Here is an 18,801-nt window from a genome sequence, read left to right as displayed (position 1 = left end):
GGGGCGGTTCACGCCCCCTGGATTTCGGTCAGGATGACATCGCCAGTGACCATCCTGGCGCGAATCTCGAGGTGATCGGCGCCGTCTGCCGGCTGGCCGGCGCCCCGCAGGGTCGAGTGAATGCGGCCCGTGACGGTCGAAATATCGGTCCATACGGCGATGCCCGAGGGGACGCCAACATGCGCATCGCCGGTGGCGCCCTCGACGGTGACCCGGCCACGACGTGCCGTACCGATCGTCAGATCGCCCGACCCGGTCTTGAGCGTCACGTCAGTCCCGGCATCCCCGACCTTGATGTCGCCCGACCCGGTCTTCACCGAGGCGGAGCCGCGCGTTGTGCCCAGTTGCACGTCACCGGAGCCGGTCGAAACTTCGACCAGTGCAGCCGCTTCCGCGACGAGCACGTCACCCGAACCGCTTCGTGCCTTGACCTCATCGCCGGCGCGCTCGACGCGAATGTCGCCCGAGCCGGTATCCAGCACCATCGCGCCGGTCGCCGTATCCACGACCAGGTCGCCCGAGCCGCTCTTCAGATGGGTTATTCCGACGCTGCCGACGACGCTGATGTCGCCGCTGCCGGTCCGCACGGCGACATCGCTGGCGCTTGGCACGGTGATGACGGCATCGAGCCGCGTGTCGCCGCCGAAGAACCCGTCATGCTGCTTCGGGCCGATCACCAATATCTGGTCGCCGTCCTGGCTGACGCGGACCTGATCGGCGTCTCGGCCGGTCAGTTCGACAATGGTCTCGGTGCTTTCAGCGGCAACGACCTTCACCGAACCCTTGCCGATCTCGGTAAGCAGCCGGACTGGCTGGCGCGTCTCGAAGCGATGCATGGTCATCTCGTCTCTCCTGTTGCGGAAGCTGCGGTTCAGGGTTCGGTCGGCTTGATCCAGCCAGTCATGCGGCGGTTGCCCCGCTTACCGCCGAACGGGTCAGTGGCCGGAAAAGCACCGGCCGGGCCGACCGGCGGGAGATCGCCCCGGGTGGCTGACCGAACGACCGTGACCAGCCAGTTGTTGAGCGATTGGCCGGAACGCGCCGCCAGTTCCTCGGCTTTCGCCTTCATCGTCTCCGGCATGCGCAGCGAAATGCGAGCCAGGCTGCCGTCATCATCGGCCTCCTCGAGCGATGGAGCGGGGCTGGCGGTCTCTGCGGGCGGCAGTTGCAGCACGAAATCCAGCTCGCGGCCGTTGAGTCGCACCTCGACGCCACCACTGGGCATCCTCGAAGTGATCTCGGCGGCGGCTTGGCTGATCGCATCCATCAGCGCCAGCCGCACAGCCGGGCTCAGGGCGAACAGCAGGCGCTCAGTGGCGGCACGGGTTTCGGGAGCTGCAACTTCTGCTGCAGCAATCAAGTCACGCCGCAGGCTGTCGATGTGTGGGGTCAGGTCCATGGCGCAACGAATGACATCGGAGCGGCGTCATGTCAATGTCAATATGACGTCATCATGTGTAGTGATGGCGTCATTTCTGCCCAGGTGGGGTTTTGCGCGCCGACTGATAGAGACGGCCCCCTCCCATCCTCCCCCACAAGGGGGGAGGTGCCGCATTGAGTATCGGGCACCATCGAGCCGCGAACTCTCCTCTTCACCTCCCCCTTCATGGGGGAGGCCGGGAAGGAGGCCGTCTGCTTCAGTCAGCACCCCCGCATAGCTCCCTGCGCGAAATCCCTTGCCAATCCGGCACATATCGCCCATATGCGGATCATTCGCCCCGCGCACTCGTCCCGTTCCATCGGGAAACACGCGCGATGACGGCGATGGACTTCTCTTCTTACTGGCCAAAAACGGTGAGCGGCGAAGTGCCCCGGAAATGTCCCCCGCCAGAGTCGCGGGAACACCGGGAGACAGCGCAACCGTGCGGCAATCCCGTCGCCATTGCATCGATTGATCACGCTGAGCCCAAATGGGTTTGGCGACCCAAGCGCACCGATTGGCCCGGAGCGCGCCAATGAAAGTTTGACCATTGACCACTTCCTTTTCCGAACTCGGCCTGCCGGCGCAGCTGTTGAGCGCGCTGACCGCTGCCGGTTTCGACACTCCCACGCCGATCCAGGCGAAAGCCATTCCGCCGCAGCTCGAGCGTCGTGACATCATGGGTATCGCCCAGACCGGCTCGGGCAAGACCGCTGCGTTCGGCCTGCCGATCCTTGCCGGGATCGCGGCGTTGAGCGGCCGTCCGAACCCGATGACAACCAGGGCGCTGATCCTCGCGCCGACCCGCGAACTGGCGGTGCAGATCGACGAAGTGCTGCACAAGCTGGCGGGCGCCAAGCTCTCGACCGTGCTGGTGCTCGGCGGCGCCTCGCGCGGCGGGCAGATCCAGAAGATCGCGCGCGGCGTCGACGTGGTGATCGCCACCCCCGGCCGCCTCAAGGACCTGATCGACGACAGGAAGCTGCGCCTCACCGAGACGCGCTGGCTGGTGCTCGATGAAGCCGACCGCATGCTCGACATGGGCTTCATCAACGCCGTCAAGCAGATCGCCGCCGCCATCGGCCCGCGCCGGCAGACCGCGATGTTCTCGGCCACCATGGCGCCTGAAATCGCCGAGCTCGCCAAGGGGCTGTTGAACGATCCGGTGCGGGTCGAAGCCAACCCGCCGGCGCAGACCGCCGGCACCATCGATCAGCGGGTGATCCTCGCCGGTTCGAAGGAGAAGCGTGGCGTGCTCAACAAGCTGCTCGAGGACGAAAGCCTCAGCCGCGTCATCATCTTCTCGCGCACCAAGCACGGTGCCGATCGGGTGGCAAAGAACCTCGCGATCGACGGGCACGAGGCCGCGGCGATCCACGGCAACAAATCCAACAACGCCCGCCAGGCTGCGCTCAAAGGCTTTGCCAACGGTTCGGTGCGCATCCTCGTCGCCACCGATATCGCGGCGCGCGGCATCGACGTGCAGAACATCACCCACGTGATCAACTACGAGCTGCCGGACGATCCTGAGAACTACGTGCACCGCATCGGCCGCACGGCGCGCAACGGCGCCTCGGGCTTTGCGATCACGCTCTGTGACGGCACCGAGCGCGGCAAGCTGCGCGACGTCGAGCGGCTGATCCGCAAGACCCTGCCGGTCAGTGGCGAGCTCAAGGGCAATGGCGGCGAAGTGATCGACGCCGCCCAGGTGCGTGCCCAGCGCCAGCCGCCGCGCCCGCAGGCCCCGCGTCCCGATGGGCAGCGCAAGCACGCCAATGCCGGCCGGCACTTCTCCGGCGCCAAGAAGGCGGCGATCGTCGACGGCCGCAAGCGCGGCGGGGAGGGCCATGCGGCTCCCGGTGGCAACCAGCAGCAGCAGCGCGGCAACGCGCAGCAGGTGCGTGGCGGCGCCGGCAAGGGCAGCAACGTCTCGCACAATGGCGGCGCGCCGGCGACCGCGCCAGCCTGGTGGGAAAAGCCCACCGGGCAGGGCACCCCGGCACCCAAGCAGCGCTGGAACAAGAAGCAGAAGGACGCCGGCCGGCAGCGCCGCGAAGGCGAACGCGCGGCGGGGTGACTTCTGCTCCCCGTCCTCTAGAGGGGAGGGGTGGGGGGATCAATCTGTGATCACCGCACCACCCCCTCCCTCAATCCCTCCCCTCAAGGGGGAGGGAATCGACGACTGAGAGAACTCGCAAATGAAAAGGGCGGTCCATCGGGCCGCCCTTTTGCCTTATCGGATGCCCTTGATCCCCAGCATCAGGCTGACGCTCGTCTCCGTCGATGGTGCGCTCATCGCGCCATTCGGCGGCGGGCGGCCAGCGCCGGCGGGGGCGCCGCCGAAGCCGGTCGACGACTACGCGTTGGGATCGACGCCGATGATCATGGCGACGAGATAGCGCTGGTCGAGCTCCTTCACATAGGCGAAGGAGGCACGGGTGGCCCGGCTGGCGATGTTGTCGTTGCCGTTGAGCACGTCGCGGGCCGCGGCCCGGGCGGAATAGGGTTCGATGTTCTGGTAGATGAACTGGCTCAGCGCATCGGGGAAGAACAGCTGGCCGGTGAGCACGGTCCGCTCGTCGAGGAACACCTTGAAGTGGATGTGGGTGGTGCGGCCGGCATACCAGCCGGGATAGATCGTCTCGAACGCGACGATGCCGTTGGCGCCGGCAAACTGGGTGCCGCGCAGGAAGGTCTGGCCGGTCGTGTCGAGGCCGCCGGTCTGGTTGGCATAGCCCGAGTAGAGGCCCTCGGCATTGCAGTGCCAGATATCGACACGCGCCCCCTCGAGCGGCCGGCAGCTGCCATCGACGATCTGCAGCCGCACCGTGGTGGCGACGCCCTGCTGGGTGCCCTCGGTGATGTCGGCCCGCTCCAGCTTGGGATCGAAGTAATAGGGCCCTTCAGTGACTTCCGGGGTGATGACGCAGACATCGGCGTCGGGCATCAGGCCCGAGGTGCTCTTTGCGCTCGTCGCGGCGCCTGCTTCCTGCGCGAAGGCCTCCTGGCTCATCAGCGCGCCACCGGCGGCGGTGACGGCGACAAGACGCAGGGCATCGCGGCGATTGAGTGAACTGGGCACGGGGGCGGTCTCCATTCGGTACCTGCCCGATGTAGGGCACGAACGGGCAAACCCTCAGTTACAAGTTGGAGAGGTGCATGAGGTCTTCGAAACAATCTGGTGAAATGTGGCGAAAGTGGCGTTCCTGAACGCCAGCTAAACGCAGGATTCCGGGAACGTTCAACCACCGCGCCGCATTGTCGCCCTCAAGATGAACCGCCAGGCCGCACCGGCCTCGCCCGTTGGGGGGCAAAAATGCTGAAGCTCACTCTGGTTGCCCTGTTCGTGATGTCGATGGCGACGCTCACCATCGCCGCCTCGGTCCTGCCGGTTGAAACCGCGCCGCTCGCGCAGCGCGCCGACCTCGGCTGAGTTCCGTGAACCCCGATCGGGAGCACGGGCCCGACCGGCCGGGCGCGTTCAGCATCGGAACCCAGATCCTGCTGCTCGTGCTGTTCGCCACTGCCCTTGCGGTACTGGCGTTTGCCGCGGCGAGCGTGGTGCTGGTCTAGCCCGTCTCTAGCCTCAGCTCAGCGGGATGCCCTTCTTGCCCTTGTCTTTCTGGTAGGCGGCCGACAGGTCGTTATAGGCGGCGTTGAGATCGTCGACGCGGCCGACCAGCAGCTCCTTGGAGGAGCGGTCGAGCCCGGCGATCATCTGCTGGATGGCGTGGCTTTCGAAGAAGGCGTTCTTCCGATTGTAGAGCGGCCGGTCCTCGGGGACGCTGTCGCGGTCGGGGTCCGGCACGGCGTAGACTTCCCTGAGGATGCGGATGTCATGCGGAATGCCGAAGCTGTCGCGCGTGTCCTCGTAGCTGAACAGATAATAGAAATTGTCGAAGCCCGACCAGGTGATGCCGGAGAGGCAGAGCGAGCAGGGCTCGTGCGTGGCGAGGAACAGGCAGTCCTGCGGCGCCGGGCGCTCGGCGGCGGGCAGTTCGTAGAAGCGCTTGATGGCGTGCATTTCACCATGCCAGAGCGGGTTCTCGGTTTCGTTGTTAGTTTCCCCCACGACCAGCGACAGGTCGGATTTCCTCAGGATCGCCGCGCCGAACAGCTTGTTGCCGCCGCCGACGCCGCGCTTGGTCAGGGGCAGGAGGTCGAGTTCGATGACATCGAGCAGGCGGGAAATCAGGTCGGGCGTATGCATCGGGGGCTCCGGTTGGGTGCCATGAGCCTGAGGGGAGGCGGGAGGAACGTCAACGGGGTTTGCAGGCTGGGGCGGAGAACGCGGGCGGTGCCTCTAGCGCCCCCTCTCCCCAGAGGGCGAGGGGACGATGGGGGCGCCGCCCGTGCAAGAACGATCAGAACCGCGATTTCCCGAGGGTTGCCAGTTCCACCCCGCCCGCGTCGAGCAGGATCAGGTGATCCTTGTCGAGCCGCCAGAAGCGGGTGGCGGCCAAAGCGGCGAAGAAGTTGTCTTCCTGCTTGGTGGCCTCATCAGAGACGCAGGCCATACGCGTGGCGGCGACGGCGCTGAAGATCAGGCGCTCGGCATTGATCTCGGCCTGGGCGAACCACGAATTGCAGCCGCCGCGGCCGCCGGCGCGCATGTCGGAAGCGATCGAGAGCGAAGAGACGATGCCGCGGGCCACCGGCACGCCGCCGATGGCTTCGGCCTGCCAGGTGACGTCGAGGATCGGCGGCGGCGCTGCCACGGCGGGTTCGGGCGTCACCACCGGGGTGTCCCTGGGCACGATGTTGACGACGATCACGATGGGTGCGGCCGGGGCCAGCGGATCCAGCGGATAGGGCTCGACATTGCGGAACCACACCGCATCGGACCCGGCGATCTCGGCGATCAGCGCATAGCTGTGGCCGGCGACGATAACGGTGTCGTCGAAATTGAGGGTGAAGGTCAGCGGCACCTGGCCGGGGCCGGCGATCGGTGCCTTGGCCGAAACACGCGGTTTGTCGGGCGACGCCAGGTCGATCAGCGACACGGAGAGCGTGCCGCCCGGGGGCAGCGCGATGCGCTCGCGATAGGTCACTTCGCCCGTGAGGGTCACCTTGGCGGCCAGCGCCGGGCTCGCAAGCGCCAGCAACAGCGCCACCATTGCCACAACCATACGCATGATTTGCCTCCACCCGATCCGCGTTGCGGCAGATTATGGAGCAATTGCAACGCAGTTGCGACGCCGAAGCGGCGGATGGGTAAAAGAAATCAGTCGGGCTCGACGACGAGGTAGGGCTCATCGAAGAAGTATTCCTCGAGATTGTTGCCCTCGCCGCCACGATCGATGATCAGAAAGTCCGAGGTCTCGCCGAGCGGCGTCAGCACGGCGTGCCAGGTGTTCATCGCCATATTGATGCCCTGGCCCGGCCCGGCGAGGAATGCTCGCGGGCGACCGGGGATGCCGCCTTCATCCGGCGCGACGATCGACAGGAAGGGGCGCTGCGACAGCGGATAGAAGGCCTGGCTGCCGAGCGGGTGGCGCTCCACCATCTTCAGCGTCAACGGCAAGGCGTAGGGCTGGCCCCGCGCGATCGACACCAGCGGGCGGGGATGCACGCCGCCCAGTTCGACCTTTGCGAGGTCATGGTAGCGCTCGGTCATGCCGCCATTGATCGGATAGTGATGAGCGCCCTCGGTCTCGATCACCTGTCCGAACGGAGCATAGGCCTCGCGGGTGAGCGGCTCGATGAAGAGGGTGCGGCTGGCTGTCATGGCGATTCCCCGGTTGCTGGGCGGCGACCCTAGTGCGTTTCCTCACGGTAACGAAATGCCGAAGCACCGGGGCGCCGGTTCTGCCGACCTTTCGAAGCGACGCGGAGGCGGTGGGCCCGCGGAGCCCGCTGCCGGATCATCTGCGCGCCGATGGGTCGACCTTGACGGTATTCGGGGCGCTGCCGCCGCCCATGTAGACGGCCACCAACCGCATCGGCACGCTGCCGGTATTGGTGCCGTTATGCGGCCAGCCCACCGCTTCCAGCACCGCCTCGCCTGCCCGATAGGTCTTTGTGCCCTTGCTGCCGTAATCGACGGTCAGTTCCCCCTCGAGCACATAGGCGAACAGCGGCACCTCGTGTTCGTGCCAGCCGGTCTCGCCGCCGGGCGGAATGGTGACGATGGCCGAAGTCACATTGGGCGTGCCCGCGGGGTAGGCGAGGGGGCTGCCCAAAACGTCGCTGCCGCCCTGCAGCAGCGGGGTGAGCAGGTTCTGGTAGCTCGGCGGCGTCAGGTCTTCGGCGATCGCCGGCGACGCCAAGAGGGCCAATACGGCCAGCATTCTCAATCGTGTCATCTGAATCGCGTTCTCCCTATCGCGCATGCGAGGCGACGATGGCCGTCGGCCCGGCCAGCCGCAAGCAATTTTCTCTGGTGCCGCACTGAACCAAGCGGGGAGGAAAACGTTGTGGGCCTCGTGACTTAGGTTAAAAGATGCACAATCAGATTCAACTTACCTCCGCCGGCCCCATCCAAGCGTTGGTGCGCAGCGAAATCTCCACCATCACGCAGCCATACCAACGCTACCTCGAAGGGTGGCAGCTGCGCGCCACCTATCTCGGAACGCAGCTTGCCGATCATCCCGTTAACTCCGACGAGCACGACCTGGCGCTCCGGCGGCTAGCCGAGCTGCGCGAGGAGATTGCGGTGAACCGGGACTACCTGATCGCCGAGACGAGCAGGCTGCCGCCGGACGATCTGGTCGATGCCACCGTCGACAGCCTCGATGAGCTTCTCGCGGCGGTCAGCCGGCTTGGGTCATAGCCCGAGCTTGGCGTGCCGGTTGACATCCTTGTAGAGCAGGTAGCGGAAGCGGTTCGGGCCGGCATAGCAGGATTGCGGGCAGAACGCCCTGAGCCACATGAAATCGCCGGCTTCCACTTCGACCCAGTCGCGGTTGAGCCGGTACACGGCCTTGCCCTCTAACACGTAGAGGCCGTGCTCCATGACGTGCGTCTCCTCGAACGGGATCACCGCGCCGGGCTCGAGCGTCACGATGTTGACGTGCATGTCGTGGCGGACATCGGTGGGGTCGACGAAACGGGTGGTGCCCCAGCGGCTGTCGGTGCCCGGCATCCAGATGATCGGTTCGTCTTGCTCGTTGGCAACGAACGCCGCCGGAGCGTCGATACCTTCGACAGCCTCGTAGCGTTTGCGTATCCAGTGAAAGCGCAAGGGTGCGCTGGATTTGTTGTGCAGTGCCCAGCGCGTGCCAGGCGGCAGAAAGGCATAGCCGCCGGCCTTCAGCAGGTGAGACTTGCCGTCGACCGTGAGCGCCGCCTGGCCCTCGACGACAAACAGCACCCCTTCGGCACCGGCATCGGGTTCCGGCTTGTCGCTACCCCCGCCGGCAAACACCTCGACGATGTACTGCGAGAAGGTCTCGGAAAAACCGGTCATCGGACGGGCGATCACCCAGGCCCGGGTGTCCTTCCAGTGCGGCAGATAGCTCGTAACGATGTCCCTCATCACCCCGCGCGGGATCACGGCATAGGCTTCGGTGAACACGGCGCGGCCGGTGTGGAGGGCGGTCTGGTCAGGCAGGCCGGCGATCGGGCCGGCATAGGTGGTGGGGGCCATCGGAATTCAGCGTTGGTGAGTGGTCAGCCCTCTTAGCGCGAAAGGCCACAAGCGGACAGGGGGCCGTTGCGCCCCTCCTGGCGGACGCGGCAGGTCGGGGGGAGGGAAGCGCCGACTGAGACATTCTGCCGGCCACGAGTTCAGCCCCGCGTACCCTCGATGCGGAAGCGTTCGCGATAGCCTTCGGGCGTGGTGCCCAGGTGCTTGCGAAAGCTGCGGGTCAGGGTGGAGGCGCTGCCCAAGCCGGACCGCTCGGCGATGCGGGCGAGCGGAAAGCGGGTCGATTCCAGCAGTTGCTTGGCGCGATCGAGACGCACGAGCTCGACATAGCGGGCCGGGGTCACGCCGGTTTCAGCCCGGAAGCTGCGGGCAAAGGTGCGCTCGCTCATCATGGCGCGATCCGCAAGTGCGGCGACGCTGAGGTCGGCCTCGGGATTGCCGGCGATCCAGGTGAGGAGCGATTGCAGCGCGTCGCCGGCGCCGGCCTGCGCCGCAAGGCTGCTGGAGAACTGCGATTGGCCGCCCACCCGGCGCAGATAGAGCACCAGCTCACGGGCCGTACGTAGCGCCACCGGTGGGCCGCAATCGTATTCGACCAGAGCCAGCGCCAGATCGATGCCGGCGGTGACGCCGGCCGAGGTGAAGACATGCCCGTCGCCGACGAAGATCGCGTCGGGCACCACCTCGGTGCGCGGCAACAGGCGCTCGAGGAGCCGGGTCGAGGACCAGTGGGTGGTGGCGCGCCGGCCGTCGAGCAGGCCGGCCGCGCCGAGCAGGAAGGCGCCGGTGCAGATGCTGGCGATGCGCCGGATGCCTGGTGCGCGCTCGGTCAACCAGGGGAGCAGCGTGGTCTCCTCGGCGGCGCGGCGCACCGGACCTTCCGGTCCGCCCGAGATGAGCAGGGTGTCGATGTCGGACCCGAGCGTCTCGAGCGGCACGGTGCCGGCGAGCGCGAGGCCAGAGGACGAAGCGATGGTGCCCCCGGTCGGGCTGGCCACCACGATCTCGTAAAGCAGCGGGCGGGCGGCAAGTTCGGGGATGAACTCGTTGGCCTTGGCAAAGACTTCGGCAGGGCCCGTGACGTCGAGCAACTGGAAGCCGTCATAAGCCACGATGGCGATGCGGCGGGTTGGGGGCAGCGGCTGCGACATGAGTTCATCCTAATGCGCATCGGAGATGGTTGAAACCTTGGGGGAGAGGCAGCCAGCCGCTTCCGACCACAGGCCTCACCTCCCAACCGGTGTCATCCCAGCTTTCGCCGGGATGACATGCAGTGGGTGGGGAGAGTCGCGGAGGCTCCCCTACTGCGCCCCACCCGCCCACGGATATTCCATCACCAATGCCACGATCCTGGCGGTCGGCAGGTCGTAGCGTTGCGCCAACACCGGCAAGGCACGCTCCAGCGTCTGGGCGGGGGCTTCTGCCTGCGGCGGCGGCAAGAGCTGATCGAGCAGCGCCGTCTGGCTCGATCGGTCGGGGGTGATGAGCAGGCCGTAACGGCTGCGTACGGGGAGGCCGCCGGGATTGACCGTTACGACGCTGGCGAGATTGGTGCGGGCATAGGCATCGACCAGCAGGCCCAGCGCCACCTCGTCAACGCCGGCTTCGAGCGGGATGCCGACGGTCTCGCGCCGCCAGAAGGTGAGGGCATTGCGGATAAAGGTCTTCTTGTGCTCGAGCGTCAGCTCGAAACCGGACGAGCGGTGCCGCGCATCCCAACTGGCAACGCCCAATTCCGCCGCGGTGCGCTCGGCAACGGCGCGGCCGCCGATGGCTTCGACCAGCGCCAGCATGATCGGGATATTGGCGGTGATGCCGGTGGAGGTGGCGACGCCGTCGTCGACGACATAGCGGCGGTCGGGGACGAAGGTCATGGTCGGGTGCCTGGCACGCAGCTCGGCCACGGCACTCCAGTGGCCGGTGGCGCGGCGGCCGTCGAGCAGGCCGGCAAAGCCGAGCATGCGCGAGCCGTTGCAGATCGAGATGATCCTGGCGCCCTTGGCATGCTGGGCGACCAGCCAGTCGGCGATCACCTGGTCGGTGCCCGGATCCATGGCGGGGACGACGACGTAATCGGCGCCATCGGGATGCGCGGCATCGAAGTCGGCGATGGTGGTTTCCGGAGTGATTTTCGGGCCGGGGTAGAGCTGCACCGGTTCGGGCTTTTCGGCCACCACAGTGACCTCGGCGACGTCCGCCCGCTTCAGCACGCCGTAGGCGGAGAAGAAGTCGGAGAGCTCGGTCGCCTGGTTCCAGGTGACGATGGCGATCACCGGCCGGGCGGTCGCGCGGGTCGGGCGCATCGCCGCGATGGTGGCGGCCTGCTCGTCGGTAGCGATCGGTTCAGCCGGCGGTGGGGCGGCGGCGGGCGTACCGGGGACGAGCAGGAGCGGGGTGGCGATCAATGCCGCGAGCACGATGGCGCCGATTGCTGCGAAGATGATCCGCTTGCGCATGTCCGTTCTCCTCTTGAATGAGAGGAGGCTAGTGGCAGTCGAAGGACAGCGGTTGCCAAATGACGTGCAGTTTCTGCCAAGGGCAAAGCGTGCGCTGCCGCCCTCCACCGCCACGCGGGGGGAGGATCACTGAGAGGCCGCAGGCTTACCCCTCCAAACCCTGCTTGAGTTTGAGCAGGCCCTGCGCGGCATAGGCGGCGTAGCTGCCGATCCAGCGCTCGTGCAGTTGCTGGATAGGAATGGCGTTGAGGTGGTTCCAGCGCTCGCGCCCCACGCGGCGGGCAACCACCAGCTCTGCCTCTTCCAGCACTTTCAGATGCTGCATCACCGTGCAGCGGTCGAGTTCGGAGAAGGCGTCGCACAGGGCTCCGGTAGTCTGCGGGTTGTCCTTCAGCCGGTCCAGCATGCTGCGCCGTACCCGGTTACCCAGGGCCTTGAAAATCCTGTCGTTTTCGTCGTCGCTTGACATGTTATATTTTTATAACATAATTGCCGGAAAGACAAGGGGAAACCCAGCAAGGAGAGACGTCATGGATGTGAAGCTGAAAGTGTCGGGCCGCATCGCCAAGCCGGTGCATGAGGTATTCGAGGCGGTGGCCGACCCCGCCAAGCTCTCGGGCTATTTCACCACCGGCGGCGCGCAGGGGCGACTGCGGACCGGTGCAACCGTGACCTGGGATTTCGCCGATTTCCCGGGGGCGTTTCCCGTGCACGTCGTCGAGGTGGTCGACGACAAGCGGATCGTGCTGCGCTGGGGCGCCGCCGAAGGCACGGGCGCCGATCCGAGCGGCGACACGACCGTCACCATGAGCTTCGAGCCGCTCGAGGACGGACGCACCCTGGTGACCATCAGCGAAACCGGGTGGACGGAAACGCAGCAGGCGCTCGACGCCTGTATCGGCAATACCGAGGGGTGGACCGGCATGCTGTGCGCGATGAAGGTCTATCTTGAGCATGGCCTCAACCTGCGCGAGGGCTTTTACAAGTAGCCAGGGGCGGCTGGCACGGAGTGTCAGGAAAAGTTTAGAAATCAGGCGCAGATTCTGCCGCATGGCATCGCAACCCGACCATCCGCACCCCCTGGACCCGCGCCCGTTGATCGATCCGATCCAACTGGAACAGGCTGGGCGCGCCCTGCGCCAGTGGATCGATCGCCTGCTTGGCCACGCTGAGCCCCCGCTCGATACCGAGATCGACTGGGAAGACGGCGAGCCGCATGACGAGCGCGACGGGATCCATCCGGGGCAGTGAATGCTGGATTGGCTGCACGACCTGCAACAGTCGTTCCGCGAGCCGGTCTACGGATTTCTCACCATGTTCTGGCCGGTCCTGACCGTCGCTGTGCTGATCGGCCTCGGCTGGCTGGCTGGAAGCTTCTGGCAACGGGCAGGGCGGGGCAGCGGCGATGGCGGTGGTGACGATTTCTCGATCGCCGAGTCCGACGGGGAAGGCGGCGACTGAGGGCCGCGCTACACGACCACCGAAGCCACCCCAAACTCGATGACGGCCGGTGCGTGGGGTGAGCACATCGTGAAATCCTCCCGAACGGCTCAACGGGAGCGCTCTACTTCCCCTTGCCCATCGCCAGATATCGCGCCCGATCGTCCGGCGCATAATGCTCGAGGGCGTTGCGCAGCATGATGCGCGGCATGTTTGCGGCGTGCTGGTCGAGGAAGGCATCGAGCGCCGGCCGGTTGCCGTCGGTGGTGCGCAACATCCAGCCGACTGCCTTCTGCACCAGTTCCTGCGGGTCATCGAGCAGCAGTTCGGCGATGGCGAAGGCGTCGTCGAGCTGCCCGCGGCGGATGAACGAGAAGGTAGCGAGAATGGCGGTGCGCCGCTCCCACGGGTTCGTCGATTTCGCCAGCCGGTAGAGCACGTCCCGCCGGCGGTCGACCAAATGCGGGCCGACCACGTGATAGGCGGCGAGATCGACCAGGTCCCAGTCGTTGATGCGGTCGTGCCGGCGCAGGTAGAGCTCGAACAGTTCCTGCTTGCGCTCCAGAGTGGTGTGCCTCGCCTGGTACTGCTTGGCCATGATGCTCATAGCGGCGGCGCGCGCCTCGTGGATGCCGGACTCCATCAGCTTTTCGATCTCGGAGGGCGGCGTCGCGAGGCATTGTTTGGCCAGCGCGAAGACCTCGCCCATGCGCACACCGATGAAAGTGTCGGCCGCATCGTCCTCGAAGCTGAAGTAGCGGTGATATTTCTGCCGCTCCTCGTCCGATCGCATGTCCTGCAGCCGGGCGAGGATCGCTTCAGCGGTGAGTTCCATTCCTGCGCCTCAGAAGGTCTGGCCCAGCTGATCCATAACCTGCTCGAGGCCGAGCTGCGAGTAATCCATCATCTGCCTGGTGGTGGTGGTGTGCTCGGTGATGGTGACCTCGGTGACGTCGCCCTTGGGCGTCAGCGTCACCACGGTCGCGACATCGCGCGGGAACTCGGCCGGCATGCCGACACTGGTTGGATCGATCGGGTTGCCGTGCTTGTCGGAGAGGTTTTGCACGTATTCGAGCCGCTGGTTGGGGATCACCTTGGTATATTCCCAGCGCATCCACAGGTCGTGGCCCTCGGGCGAGCGCATCAGTACCACCGAATAGCCGCCCTCGCGCACATCCATGCGGGCTTCCGGGCTGGTCCAGGGGCGTGGGCCCCACCACTTGATCACTTCGGTATCCTCGGTCCAAGCGCGCCAGGCGCGTTCGGGTGAGGCGTTGAAGCTGCGGGTGACGGCGACGTCGTCGGTGATGAGCTCGGGCAGGTCGGACACTCCCTTGGTTTCGGCGCCGATGGCGGTGAATGCGCCGCGCCAGAAATCGTGGAACTGGTTGGAGGTGATGTAATATTGCACCGACTGGGTGAACATCAGGCCGATCAGCCCGCTCACCGGGTCGTTGGCCCAACTGGTGCCGTAACCGCCATCCCAGCCGTAGCGGCCGGGCGTGGGGGTGATGTCGTCGGGCGTGTCGTGGGTCAGCACGCCATAGCCCCAGCCGAGCTTGTCGAAGAAGCCCGGGACGAATCCGGCATCCTTCTTCTGCTCCGGCGTCAGCTGGTTGCGGGTCATCTCGGCCACCGAGGCCTCGCTTAGGAGGCGTGTCCCCTTGTACTGGCCCCGGTTGAGCAACATGCGGGCGAAGGCGAGATAGTCGTCGAGCGTCGAGACGAGCCCGCCGGCGGCTGAGGGGAAGCTCGGCGGCCTGCTCCAGACGTCGTCGACCGGATCCTCGAGGAACTGCTCGTTGGTGGCGAAATTCACGGCATAGGCCGGCTGGAAACGATCGAGCTTTTCCGGCGGCACGAAGAAGCCGGTATCGGCCATGCCGAGCGGGGCAAAGATGCGGGCCTCGAGGAAATCCTCGAGCGGCATGCCGGAGGCGCGGGCGATCAGTACGCCGAGCAGGAGCGAGCCGGTATTGTACATCCAGGTCTCGCCCGGCTGATGCATCAGCGGCAGCTCGGCGAACTTCGCCAGCCATTCGTCCGGCGTCCACGGCGTCGGCGGCACCGGCTGGCCGTTGACCAGCTGGCGCGCGTCGATCGCCTGCTGGATCGGCAGGGTCGGGTCGAACAGCACGCCGAAACCGAGCGTGAAATTCATCAGGTCGCGCACCAGGATCGGGCGGGTTGCCGGCACGGTGTCGGTGATCGGGCCCTTGAGATCCTTCAGCACCTGGCGGTTGGCGAGTTCGGGCAGCAGCCGATCGACCGGTTCGTCGAGGCGGAGTTTGCCGTCTTCGACCAGCATCATCACTGCCGCCGTGCCGACGGCCTTGCCGACCGAAGCGATGCGGAAGATCGTGTCGCGCCGCATCGGCACGCCGCCCTCATAGGCGGTGCTGCCGGCGGTATCGACGACGACCTCGTCGCCCTTGGCGAGCAGCCAGACGGCGCCGGGCATGTCGCCTTTGGCGATCGAGGCTTCGATCTTGCCCTTGAGCGCGGCGAGGGCGGCAGGCTCGAAAGTCGGCTGCCGGGCGAGGGTGGGAAGACTCGAGGCCAGCACCAGCGAGCTGACGGTGAGGAGGAAGGTTCGGCGGCGCATAGGGAACTCCGGATTTTTGCGGCAAGCCGCTCCCGGCCGCGCGCTGGGCAGCACGCGGGGGAAGGCCCGGCGATGGGTTGGGGGAAGCTTCCGGCTAGTTGCCGGCGTAGGCCTTTTCGATGTCGGCCACGATGATCTTCTTCATCTGGAACATGGCCTGCATGGCGCGGCCGGCTCCGGCGCGATCGCTGCCGGCGAGCGCTTCGGTCAGCTGGCGCGGGACGATCTGCCAGCTGAGGCCGTATTTGTCCTTCAGCCAGGCACACTGGCTCTCCTCGCCGCCGTCGGCGACCAAGGTATCCCACAGGTAGTCGACCTCCTCCTGGCCATCGCAATCGACAGTGAAGGAGACCGCTTCGGTGAACTTGAACTGCGGGCCGCCATTCAGCGCCATGAACTCCTGGTCGCGCAGGCGGAAGGTGATGGTGAGCACGCGGCCATCCGGATAGCGGTCGACCTTGTGGATTTCGGCGTCCTTGAAGGTCTTGACGTAGAAATCCACCATCTCTTCGATGCGGTCGTCGATCCACAGGCAGGGCATGATCTTGGGCATTTGAAGTCTCCTTGGGGTGAGTTGTCCTGGTCCCTGAAGCGGAACGCTTCAGCGGTGGGGTAGTCGCTGTTGAAAGTCAGTGTGTCCGGGCGTGCCCGGGGCGTCAGTAGGCCGGCATATCGGCCAGCAGTTCATCGAGCCGCTTGAAGCCCATCTCCATGCCCTCGGCCATCGGGGTGGCCCTGGCACCGTCGCGTGCTTCCTTATTGGCGTAGAGAATGTTCACCACCGAGGTGGTGATGCCATCGGCCTCGGTGATGCGGTTGGTGACGATGGTCTGCCCGCCGGTCCAGTCCATGTCGTAGATTTCGTTGGTCTTGATCCAGTCGGGCCGGTTGATCTCCAGCACCTCGCCGGACGAGCCCATCTCGAAACCGCTCGGCCCCCTGGTGACGAAGCGCCACTTGCCGCCGACGCGGGCATCGAACTCGCAGGTGACGAACACCCAGTCGGCCGGCCCGAGCCAGCGGCGGATCAGCGCCGGGATGGTCCAGCAGTCGAACACCAGGTCGGCCGGCGCCTTGAAGGTGCGAGTGACGGCAATCTCGCGGTCCGACGGCAGGGTGATTGTCAAAGGCGGCTGCATGGGCGTCTCCTCCGGTCTTCTTGTGGCTCAGTTCTTCTTGTCGCCCTTGGGGGCGAAACGCTGCAGCTCGTCGAGCAGGGTATCGAGGCGCTGGTAGCTCTGTTCCCAGAACTTGCGATAGTTCTCGAGCCAGCCCACGGCGTCGGCCAGCGGCAGCGCCTCGATCTTCACCGGACGGCGCTGCGCATCCTTGCCGCGTGACACCAGCCCGGCATTCTCCAGTACCTTGATGTGCTTGGAGATGGCCGGCTGGCTCATCTCGAACGGCGCCGCCAGCTCATTGACCGACGCCTCGCCCTCGGCCAAGCGCGCGAGGATCGCCCGCCGGGTCGGATCGGCAAGGGCGGCGAAGGTAAGATCGAGCTGGTTCGGATTCGGCTGCATTTCATAACCTGTTCGCTATATAACGATATGGTTATGATTGATGTTGTGGGGGATGTCAAGCAGGGTGTGTGCACACCGAAGCGCCGGCGCGGGCTGACCCCACCCTTGATCCCTCCCCCTAAGAAGGGGGGGAGACGCTCTCACTGATGCCGGTGTTTTGGTCTCCCTCCCCATGTTTAGGGGGAGGGGACAGGGGTGGGGGTCGGCTGGCGCCGGAGGAGCGTCTGGCTCAGCCGCCCAGAATCTGCCTGATCCGCAGTTCCGCGATCCGCTCGACCTGCCGGCAGGCGGTGGCGAACTCGGCCTCGCGATCATTGGCGAGGCGCTTTTCGAACGCCGCCATGATCTGCGCCTTGGTGTTGTCGCGTACGGCAATGATGAAGGGGAAGCCGAACTTCTCCACATAAGCCGCATTCATCTCGCCGAACTTTCTCCGCTCGGCATCGGTCAGCGCGTCGAGCCCGGCCGAGGCCTGTTCGGACTCGGATTCCGAAGTCAGGCGCCTGGCCGCCGCGAGCTTGCCGGCGAGATCGGGGTGGGCGTTGAGCACGGCGAGCCGTTCGGCCGGTGCGGCGGCGCGGAACACCTGGCTCATCAGTGCATGCAGGCCCGTCGCGGTATCGTGCGCCGGGCCCATCTCGCGCTTGTGGGCCCGTTCGGCCACCCATTCGGAGTGTTCGAACACGTTGCCGAACAGCTGGGTGAAATCGTCGAGCGCCAGCTCTGACGGGACGATCTCCTGCTTCACATAGGGGTGGGTCTTCAGCCAGTGCTCGGCGATGTCGATGCGCTTGGCGATCCAGACCTTGTCCTTTTGGAGGATGTAGTCGACGAAGCGCTTGAGCCCTGCGAAGCGGCCAGGCATGCCGACCAGCCGGCAGTGCAGCCCCAGCGACATCATCTTGGGCGAGCCGGCCTCACCCTCGGCATAGAGCACGTCGAAGGTGTCCTTGAGCAGCTGGAAATATTCCTCGCCATTGGCGAAGCCCGACGCGGTGGTGAAGCGCATGTCGTTGGTGGCGAGCGAATAGGGGATGATCAGCTGCGGGCTGCCGAAATGCTCGCGGTAATAGGGCAGGTCGTCGTCATAGGTATCGGAGACATAGGTGAAGCCGCCTTCCTCGCTGGCGAGGTCGACGGTGTTCACCGACGTGCGGCCGCAATACCAGCCGGTCGGGCGGCTGCCGATCACCTCGGTATGGAGCTTGATCGCGGCGTGCAGGTCCTCGCGCTCGTGCTCGATGTCGTAATCCTTGTAGTCGATCCACTTCAGCCCGTGGCTGGCGATCTCCCAGTCGGCGTCGAGCATGGCCTTGACCTGCTCGGGCGAGCGCTGCAGCGCCGTGGCGACGCCATAGACGGTGACCGGCAGGTTCAGGCCAGCGAACAGCCGGTGCAGCCGCCAGAAACCGGCGCGGGCGCCGTATTCGTACATCGACTCGACGTTCCAGTGCCGCTTGCCCGGCCAAGGCACGGCGCCGATCACGTCGACGAGGAAGGCCTCGGACGCCGCGTCGCCATGCAGGATGTTGTTCTCGCCGCCTTCCTCGTAGTTGAGCACGAACTGCACTGCGACACGCGCGCCGCCGGGCCATTGCGCATCCGGCGGATTCGGGCCGTAACCCTGCATGTTCCGGGGATAACGCATCGCTTGCTCCTTCAGGTTGGTCGCCGATTTATCGCGAGCGGGCTCGCGCGACGCAAGGGCGGTAAAAGTGGACCAGTTGGTAAAAATCTACCCAGCACCCCTTGGAACGGAGTCGAATATG

The 18,801-nt window shown here is 65.9% G+C and carries 23 protein-coding genes; 6 read left to right on the top strand and 17 right to left on the bottom strand.

Features of this window, described 5'->3' with window-relative positions:
- Positions 1–8 precede the first annotated feature (8 nt).
- Both APS40_RS02020 and APS40_RS02015 read right to left on the bottom strand, forming a co-directional pair.
- Positions 9–842: a DUF4097 family beta strand repeat-containing protein gene (locus APS40_RS02020; protein ID WP_055045466.1), complete on the bottom strand. Its 834-nt coding sequence runs from the start codon at positions 840–842 to the stop codon at positions 9–11.
- A gap of 29 nt (positions 843–871) precedes the next feature.
- The gene (locus APS40_RS02015) at positions 872–1,399 is read right to left on the bottom strand and encodes a hypothetical protein (protein ID WP_055045465.1); all 528 of its coding nucleotides are present in this window, start codon (positions 1,397–1,399) and stop codon (positions 872–874) included.
- A 571-nt stretch (positions 1,400–1,970) separates the two neighbouring features.
- Here APS40_RS02015 and APS40_RS02010 point away from each other — a divergent pair.
- Positions 1,971–3,497 (top strand): DEAD/DEAH box helicase, encoded by a 1,527-nt coding sequence (locus tag APS40_RS02010; RefSeq protein WP_055045464.1) that lies wholly within the window; start codon positions 1,971–1,973, stop codon positions 3,495–3,497.
- A gap of 279 nt (positions 3,498–3,776) precedes the next feature.
- Here the strand turns inward: APS40_RS02010 and APS40_RS02005 are convergent, their stop codons facing one another.
- Positions 3,777–4,502: an intradiol ring-cleavage dioxygenase gene (locus tag APS40_RS02005; RefSeq protein ID WP_335338174.1), complete on the bottom strand. Its 726-nt coding sequence runs from the start codon at positions 4,500–4,502 to the stop codon at positions 3,777–3,779.
- Positions 4,503–4,858: 356 nt separating this feature from the next.
- Between APS40_RS02005 and APS40_RS25445 the strand changes: the two genes are divergently transcribed.
- A complete protein-coding gene (locus tag APS40_RS25445) occupies positions 4,859–4,993 on the top strand; it encodes a hypothetical protein (RefSeq protein WP_257720969.1) in 135 nt (44 codons plus the stop codon).
- 13 nt (positions 4,994–5,006) lie between these two features.
- Here APS40_RS25445 and APS40_RS02000 read toward each other — a convergent pair whose 3' ends face one another.
- The 4 genes from APS40_RS02000 to APS40_RS01985 all read right to left on the bottom strand — a co-directional run bounded on the left by APS40_RS02000 (position 5,007) and on the right by APS40_RS01985 (position 7,725).
- Positions 5,007–5,630, bottom strand: a complete 624-nt coding sequence (locus tag APS40_RS02000) for a nucleoside deaminase (RefSeq protein ID WP_055045462.1) — start codon at positions 5,628–5,630, stop codon at positions 5,007–5,009.
- A gap of 154 nt (positions 5,631–5,784) precedes the next feature.
- Positions 5,785–6,555 carry an META domain-containing protein gene (locus tag APS40_RS01995; protein WP_082434132.1) on the bottom strand — a complete coding sequence of 257 codons (771 nt, stop codon included), beginning with the start codon at positions 6,553–6,555 and terminating at the stop codon, positions 5,785–5,787.
- An 89-nt stretch (positions 6,556–6,644) separates the two neighbouring features.
- The gene (locus APS40_RS01990) at positions 6,645–7,148 is read right to left on the bottom strand and encodes an ureidoglycolate lyase (RefSeq protein WP_055045460.1); all 504 of its coding nucleotides are present in this window, start codon (positions 7,146–7,148) and stop codon (positions 6,645–6,647) included.
- Positions 7,149–7,284: 136 nt separating this feature from the next.
- A complete protein-coding gene (locus tag APS40_RS01985) occupies positions 7,285–7,725 on the bottom strand; it encodes a cupin domain-containing protein (protein ID WP_156342793.1) in 441 nt (146 codons plus the stop codon).
- Positions 7,726–7,862: 137 nt separating this feature from the next.
- Here APS40_RS01985 and APS40_RS01980 point away from each other — a divergent pair, with 137 nt between their 5' ends.
- Complete coding sequence (locus APS40_RS01980) at positions 7,863–8,192, top strand: hypothetical protein (protein WP_055045458.1); 330 nt, start codon at positions 7,863–7,865, stop codon at positions 8,190–8,192.
- On the opposite strand, the gene APS40_RS01975 is transcribed toward APS40_RS01980, so the two are convergent.
- The 4 genes from APS40_RS01975 to APS40_RS01960 all read right to left on the bottom strand — a co-directional run bounded on the left by APS40_RS01975 (position 8,187) and on the right by APS40_RS01960 (position 11,933).
- Positions 8,187–9,008, bottom strand: a complete 822-nt coding sequence (locus tag APS40_RS01975; protein ID WP_055045457.1) for a bifunctional allantoicase/(S)-ureidoglycine aminohydrolase — start codon at positions 9,006–9,008, stop codon at positions 8,187–8,189. The genes APS40_RS01980 and APS40_RS01975 overlap by 6 nt on opposite strands.
- 140 nt (positions 9,009–9,148) lie before the next feature.
- On the bottom strand, positions 9,149–10,159 hold the full coding sequence (locus APS40_RS01970) for a GlxA family transcriptional regulator (RefSeq protein WP_055045456.1): 1,011 nt from the start codon (positions 10,157–10,159) through the stop codon (positions 9,149–9,151).
- A 150-nt stretch (positions 10,160–10,309) separates the two neighbouring features.
- The gene (locus tag APS40_RS01965) at positions 10,310–11,464 is read right to left on the bottom strand and encodes a DJ-1/PfpI family protein (protein ID WP_055045455.1); all 1,155 of its coding nucleotides are present in this window, start codon (positions 11,462–11,464) and stop codon (positions 10,310–10,312) included.
- 145 nt (positions 11,465–11,609) lie between these two features.
- On the bottom strand, positions 11,610–11,933 hold the full coding sequence (locus tag APS40_RS01960) for an ArsR/SmtB family transcription factor (RefSeq protein ID WP_055045454.1): 324 nt from the start codon (positions 11,931–11,933) through the stop codon (positions 11,610–11,612).
- A gap of 61 nt (positions 11,934–11,994) precedes the next feature.
- Here APS40_RS01960 and APS40_RS01955 point away from each other — a divergent pair, with 61 nt between their 5' ends.
- From APS40_RS01955 to APS40_RS01945, 3 genes are all read left to right on the top strand, one after another.
- On the top strand, positions 11,995–12,453 hold the full coding sequence (locus APS40_RS01955) for an SRPBCC family protein (protein WP_055045453.1): 459 nt from the start codon (positions 11,995–11,997) through the stop codon (positions 12,451–12,453).
- A 106-nt stretch (positions 12,454–12,559) separates the two neighbouring features.
- Complete coding sequence (locus tag APS40_RS01950; protein ID WP_156342792.1) at positions 12,560–12,715, top strand: hypothetical protein; 156 nt, start codon at positions 12,560–12,562, stop codon at positions 12,713–12,715.
- A complete protein-coding gene (locus APS40_RS01945) occupies positions 12,716–12,925 on the top strand; it encodes a hypothetical protein (RefSeq protein WP_055045451.1) in 210 nt (69 codons plus the stop codon).
- Positions 12,926–13,028: 103 nt separating this feature from the next.
- Here APS40_RS01945 and APS40_RS01940 read toward each other — a convergent pair whose 3' ends face one another.
- The 6 genes from APS40_RS01940 to puuE all read right to left on the bottom strand — a co-directional run bounded on the left by APS40_RS01940 (position 13,029) and on the right by puuE (position 18,680).
- Positions 13,029–13,739: a DNA alkylation repair protein gene (locus tag APS40_RS01940; protein ID WP_055045450.1), complete on the bottom strand. Its 711-nt coding sequence runs from the start codon at positions 13,737–13,739 to the stop codon at positions 13,029–13,031.
- A gap of 9 nt (positions 13,740–13,748) precedes the next feature.
- Complete coding sequence (locus tag APS40_RS01935) at positions 13,749–15,509, bottom strand: serine hydrolase (RefSeq protein WP_156342791.1); 1,761 nt, start codon at positions 15,507–15,509, stop codon at positions 13,749–13,751.
- Positions 15,510–15,603: 94 nt separating this feature from the next.
- Positions 15,604–16,062, bottom strand: coding sequence for a VOC family protein (locus APS40_RS01930; RefSeq protein WP_055045449.1), 459 nt, complete (start codon positions 16,060–16,062; stop codon positions 15,604–15,606).
- A gap of 103 nt (positions 16,063–16,165) precedes the next feature.
- Positions 16,166–16,648, bottom strand: a complete 483-nt coding sequence (locus APS40_RS01925; RefSeq protein WP_055045448.1) for an SRPBCC family protein — start codon at positions 16,646–16,648, stop codon at positions 16,166–16,168.
- A 27-nt stretch (positions 16,649–16,675) separates the two neighbouring features.
- On the bottom strand, positions 16,676–17,032 hold the full coding sequence (locus tag APS40_RS01920) for an ArsR/SmtB family transcription factor (RefSeq protein WP_055045447.1): 357 nt from the start codon (positions 17,030–17,032) through the stop codon (positions 16,676–16,678).
- Between the two features lie 229 nt (positions 17,033–17,261).
- Positions 17,262–18,680: an allantoinase PuuE gene (puuE, locus tag APS40_RS01915; protein WP_055045446.1), complete on the bottom strand. Its 1,419-nt coding sequence runs from the start codon at positions 18,678–18,680 to the stop codon at positions 17,262–17,264.
- Positions 18,681–18,801: the final 121 nt, after the last annotated feature.

Origin of the sequence: Devosia sp. A16 (genome assembly GCF_001402915.1) — a bacterium.
GTDB lineage: Bacteria > Pseudomonadota > Alphaproteobacteria > Rhizobiales > Devosiaceae > Devosia_A.
The sequence above is the reverse complement of the archived record's forward strand: the minus strand, read 5'-3'. Positions and strand labels throughout refer to the sequence as shown.

What these genes read in the sequence shown, in the direction of transcription:
- puuE (WP_055045446.1), bottom strand. Translation starts at nt 18,680, where the DNA reads ATGCGTTATCCCCGGAACATGCAGGGTTACGGCCCGAATCCGCCGGAT.
- APS40_RS01980 (WP_055045458.1), top strand. Translation starts at nt 7,863, where the DNA reads ATGCACAATCAGATTCAACTTACCTCCGCCGGCCCCATCCAAGCGTTG.
- APS40_RS02000 (WP_055045462.1), bottom strand. Translation starts at nt 5,630, where the DNA reads ATGCATACGCCCGACCTGATTTCCCGCCTGCTCGATGTCATCGAACTC.
- APS40_RS01920 (WP_055045447.1), bottom strand. Translation starts at nt 17,032, where the DNA reads ATGCAGCCGAATCCGAACCAGCTCGATCTTACCTTCGCCGCCCTTGCC.
- APS40_RS02020 (WP_055045466.1), bottom strand. Translation starts at nt 842, where the DNA reads ATGACCATGCATCGCTTCGAGACGCGCCAGCCAGTCCGGCTGCTTACC.
- APS40_RS01955 (WP_055045453.1), top strand. Translation starts at nt 11,995, where the DNA reads ATGGATGTGAAGCTGAAAGTGTCGGGCCGCATCGCCAAGCCGGTGCAT.
- APS40_RS01925 (WP_055045448.1), bottom strand. Translation starts at nt 16,648, where the DNA reads ATGCAGCCGCCTTTGACAATCACCCTGCCGTCGGACCGCGAGATTGCC.
- APS40_RS01990 (WP_055045460.1), bottom strand. Translation starts at nt 7,148, where the DNA reads ATGACAGCCAGCCGCACCCTCTTCATCGAGCCGCTCACCCGCGAGGCC.
- APS40_RS01935 (WP_156342791.1), bottom strand. Translation starts at nt 15,509, where the DNA reads ATGCGCCGCCGAACCTTCCTCCTCACCGTCAGCTCGCTGGTGCTGGCC.
- APS40_RS01940 (WP_055045450.1), bottom strand. Translation starts at nt 13,739, where the DNA reads ATGGAACTCACCGCTGAAGCGATCCTCGCCCGGCTGCAGGACATGCGA.
- APS40_RS01965 (WP_055045455.1), bottom strand. Translation starts at nt 11,464, where the DNA reads ATGCGCAAGCGGATCATCTTCGCAGCAATCGGCGCCATCGTGCTCGCG.
- APS40_RS01970 (WP_055045456.1), bottom strand. Translation starts at nt 10,159, where the DNA reads ATGTCGCAGCCGCTGCCCCCAACCCGCCGCATCGCCATCGTGGCTTAT.
- APS40_RS01945 (WP_055045451.1), top strand. Translation starts at nt 12,716, where the DNA reads ATGCTGGATTGGCTGCACGACCTGCAACAGTCGTTCCGCGAGCCGGTC.
- APS40_RS01975 (WP_055045457.1), bottom strand. Translation starts at nt 9,008, where the DNA reads ATGGCCCCCACCACCTATGCCGGCCCGATCGCCGGCCTGCCTGACCAG.
- APS40_RS02015 (WP_055045465.1), bottom strand. Translation starts at nt 1,399, where the DNA reads ATGGACCTGACCCCACACATCGACAGCCTGCGGCGTGACTTGATTGCT.
- APS40_RS01995 (WP_082434132.1), bottom strand. Translation starts at nt 6,555, where the DNA reads ATGCGTATGGTTGTGGCAATGGTGGCGCTGTTGCTGGCGCTTGCGAGC.
- APS40_RS01930 (WP_055045449.1), bottom strand. Translation starts at nt 16,062, where the DNA reads ATGCCCAAGATCATGCCCTGCCTGTGGATCGACGACCGCATCGAAGAG.
- APS40_RS01985 (WP_156342793.1), bottom strand. Translation starts at nt 7,725, where the DNA reads ATGACACGATTGAGAATGCTGGCCGTATTGGCCCTCTTGGCGTCGCCG.
- APS40_RS01960 (WP_055045454.1), bottom strand. Translation starts at nt 11,933, where the DNA reads ATGTCAAGCGACGACGAAAACGACAGGATTTTCAAGGCCCTGGGTAAC.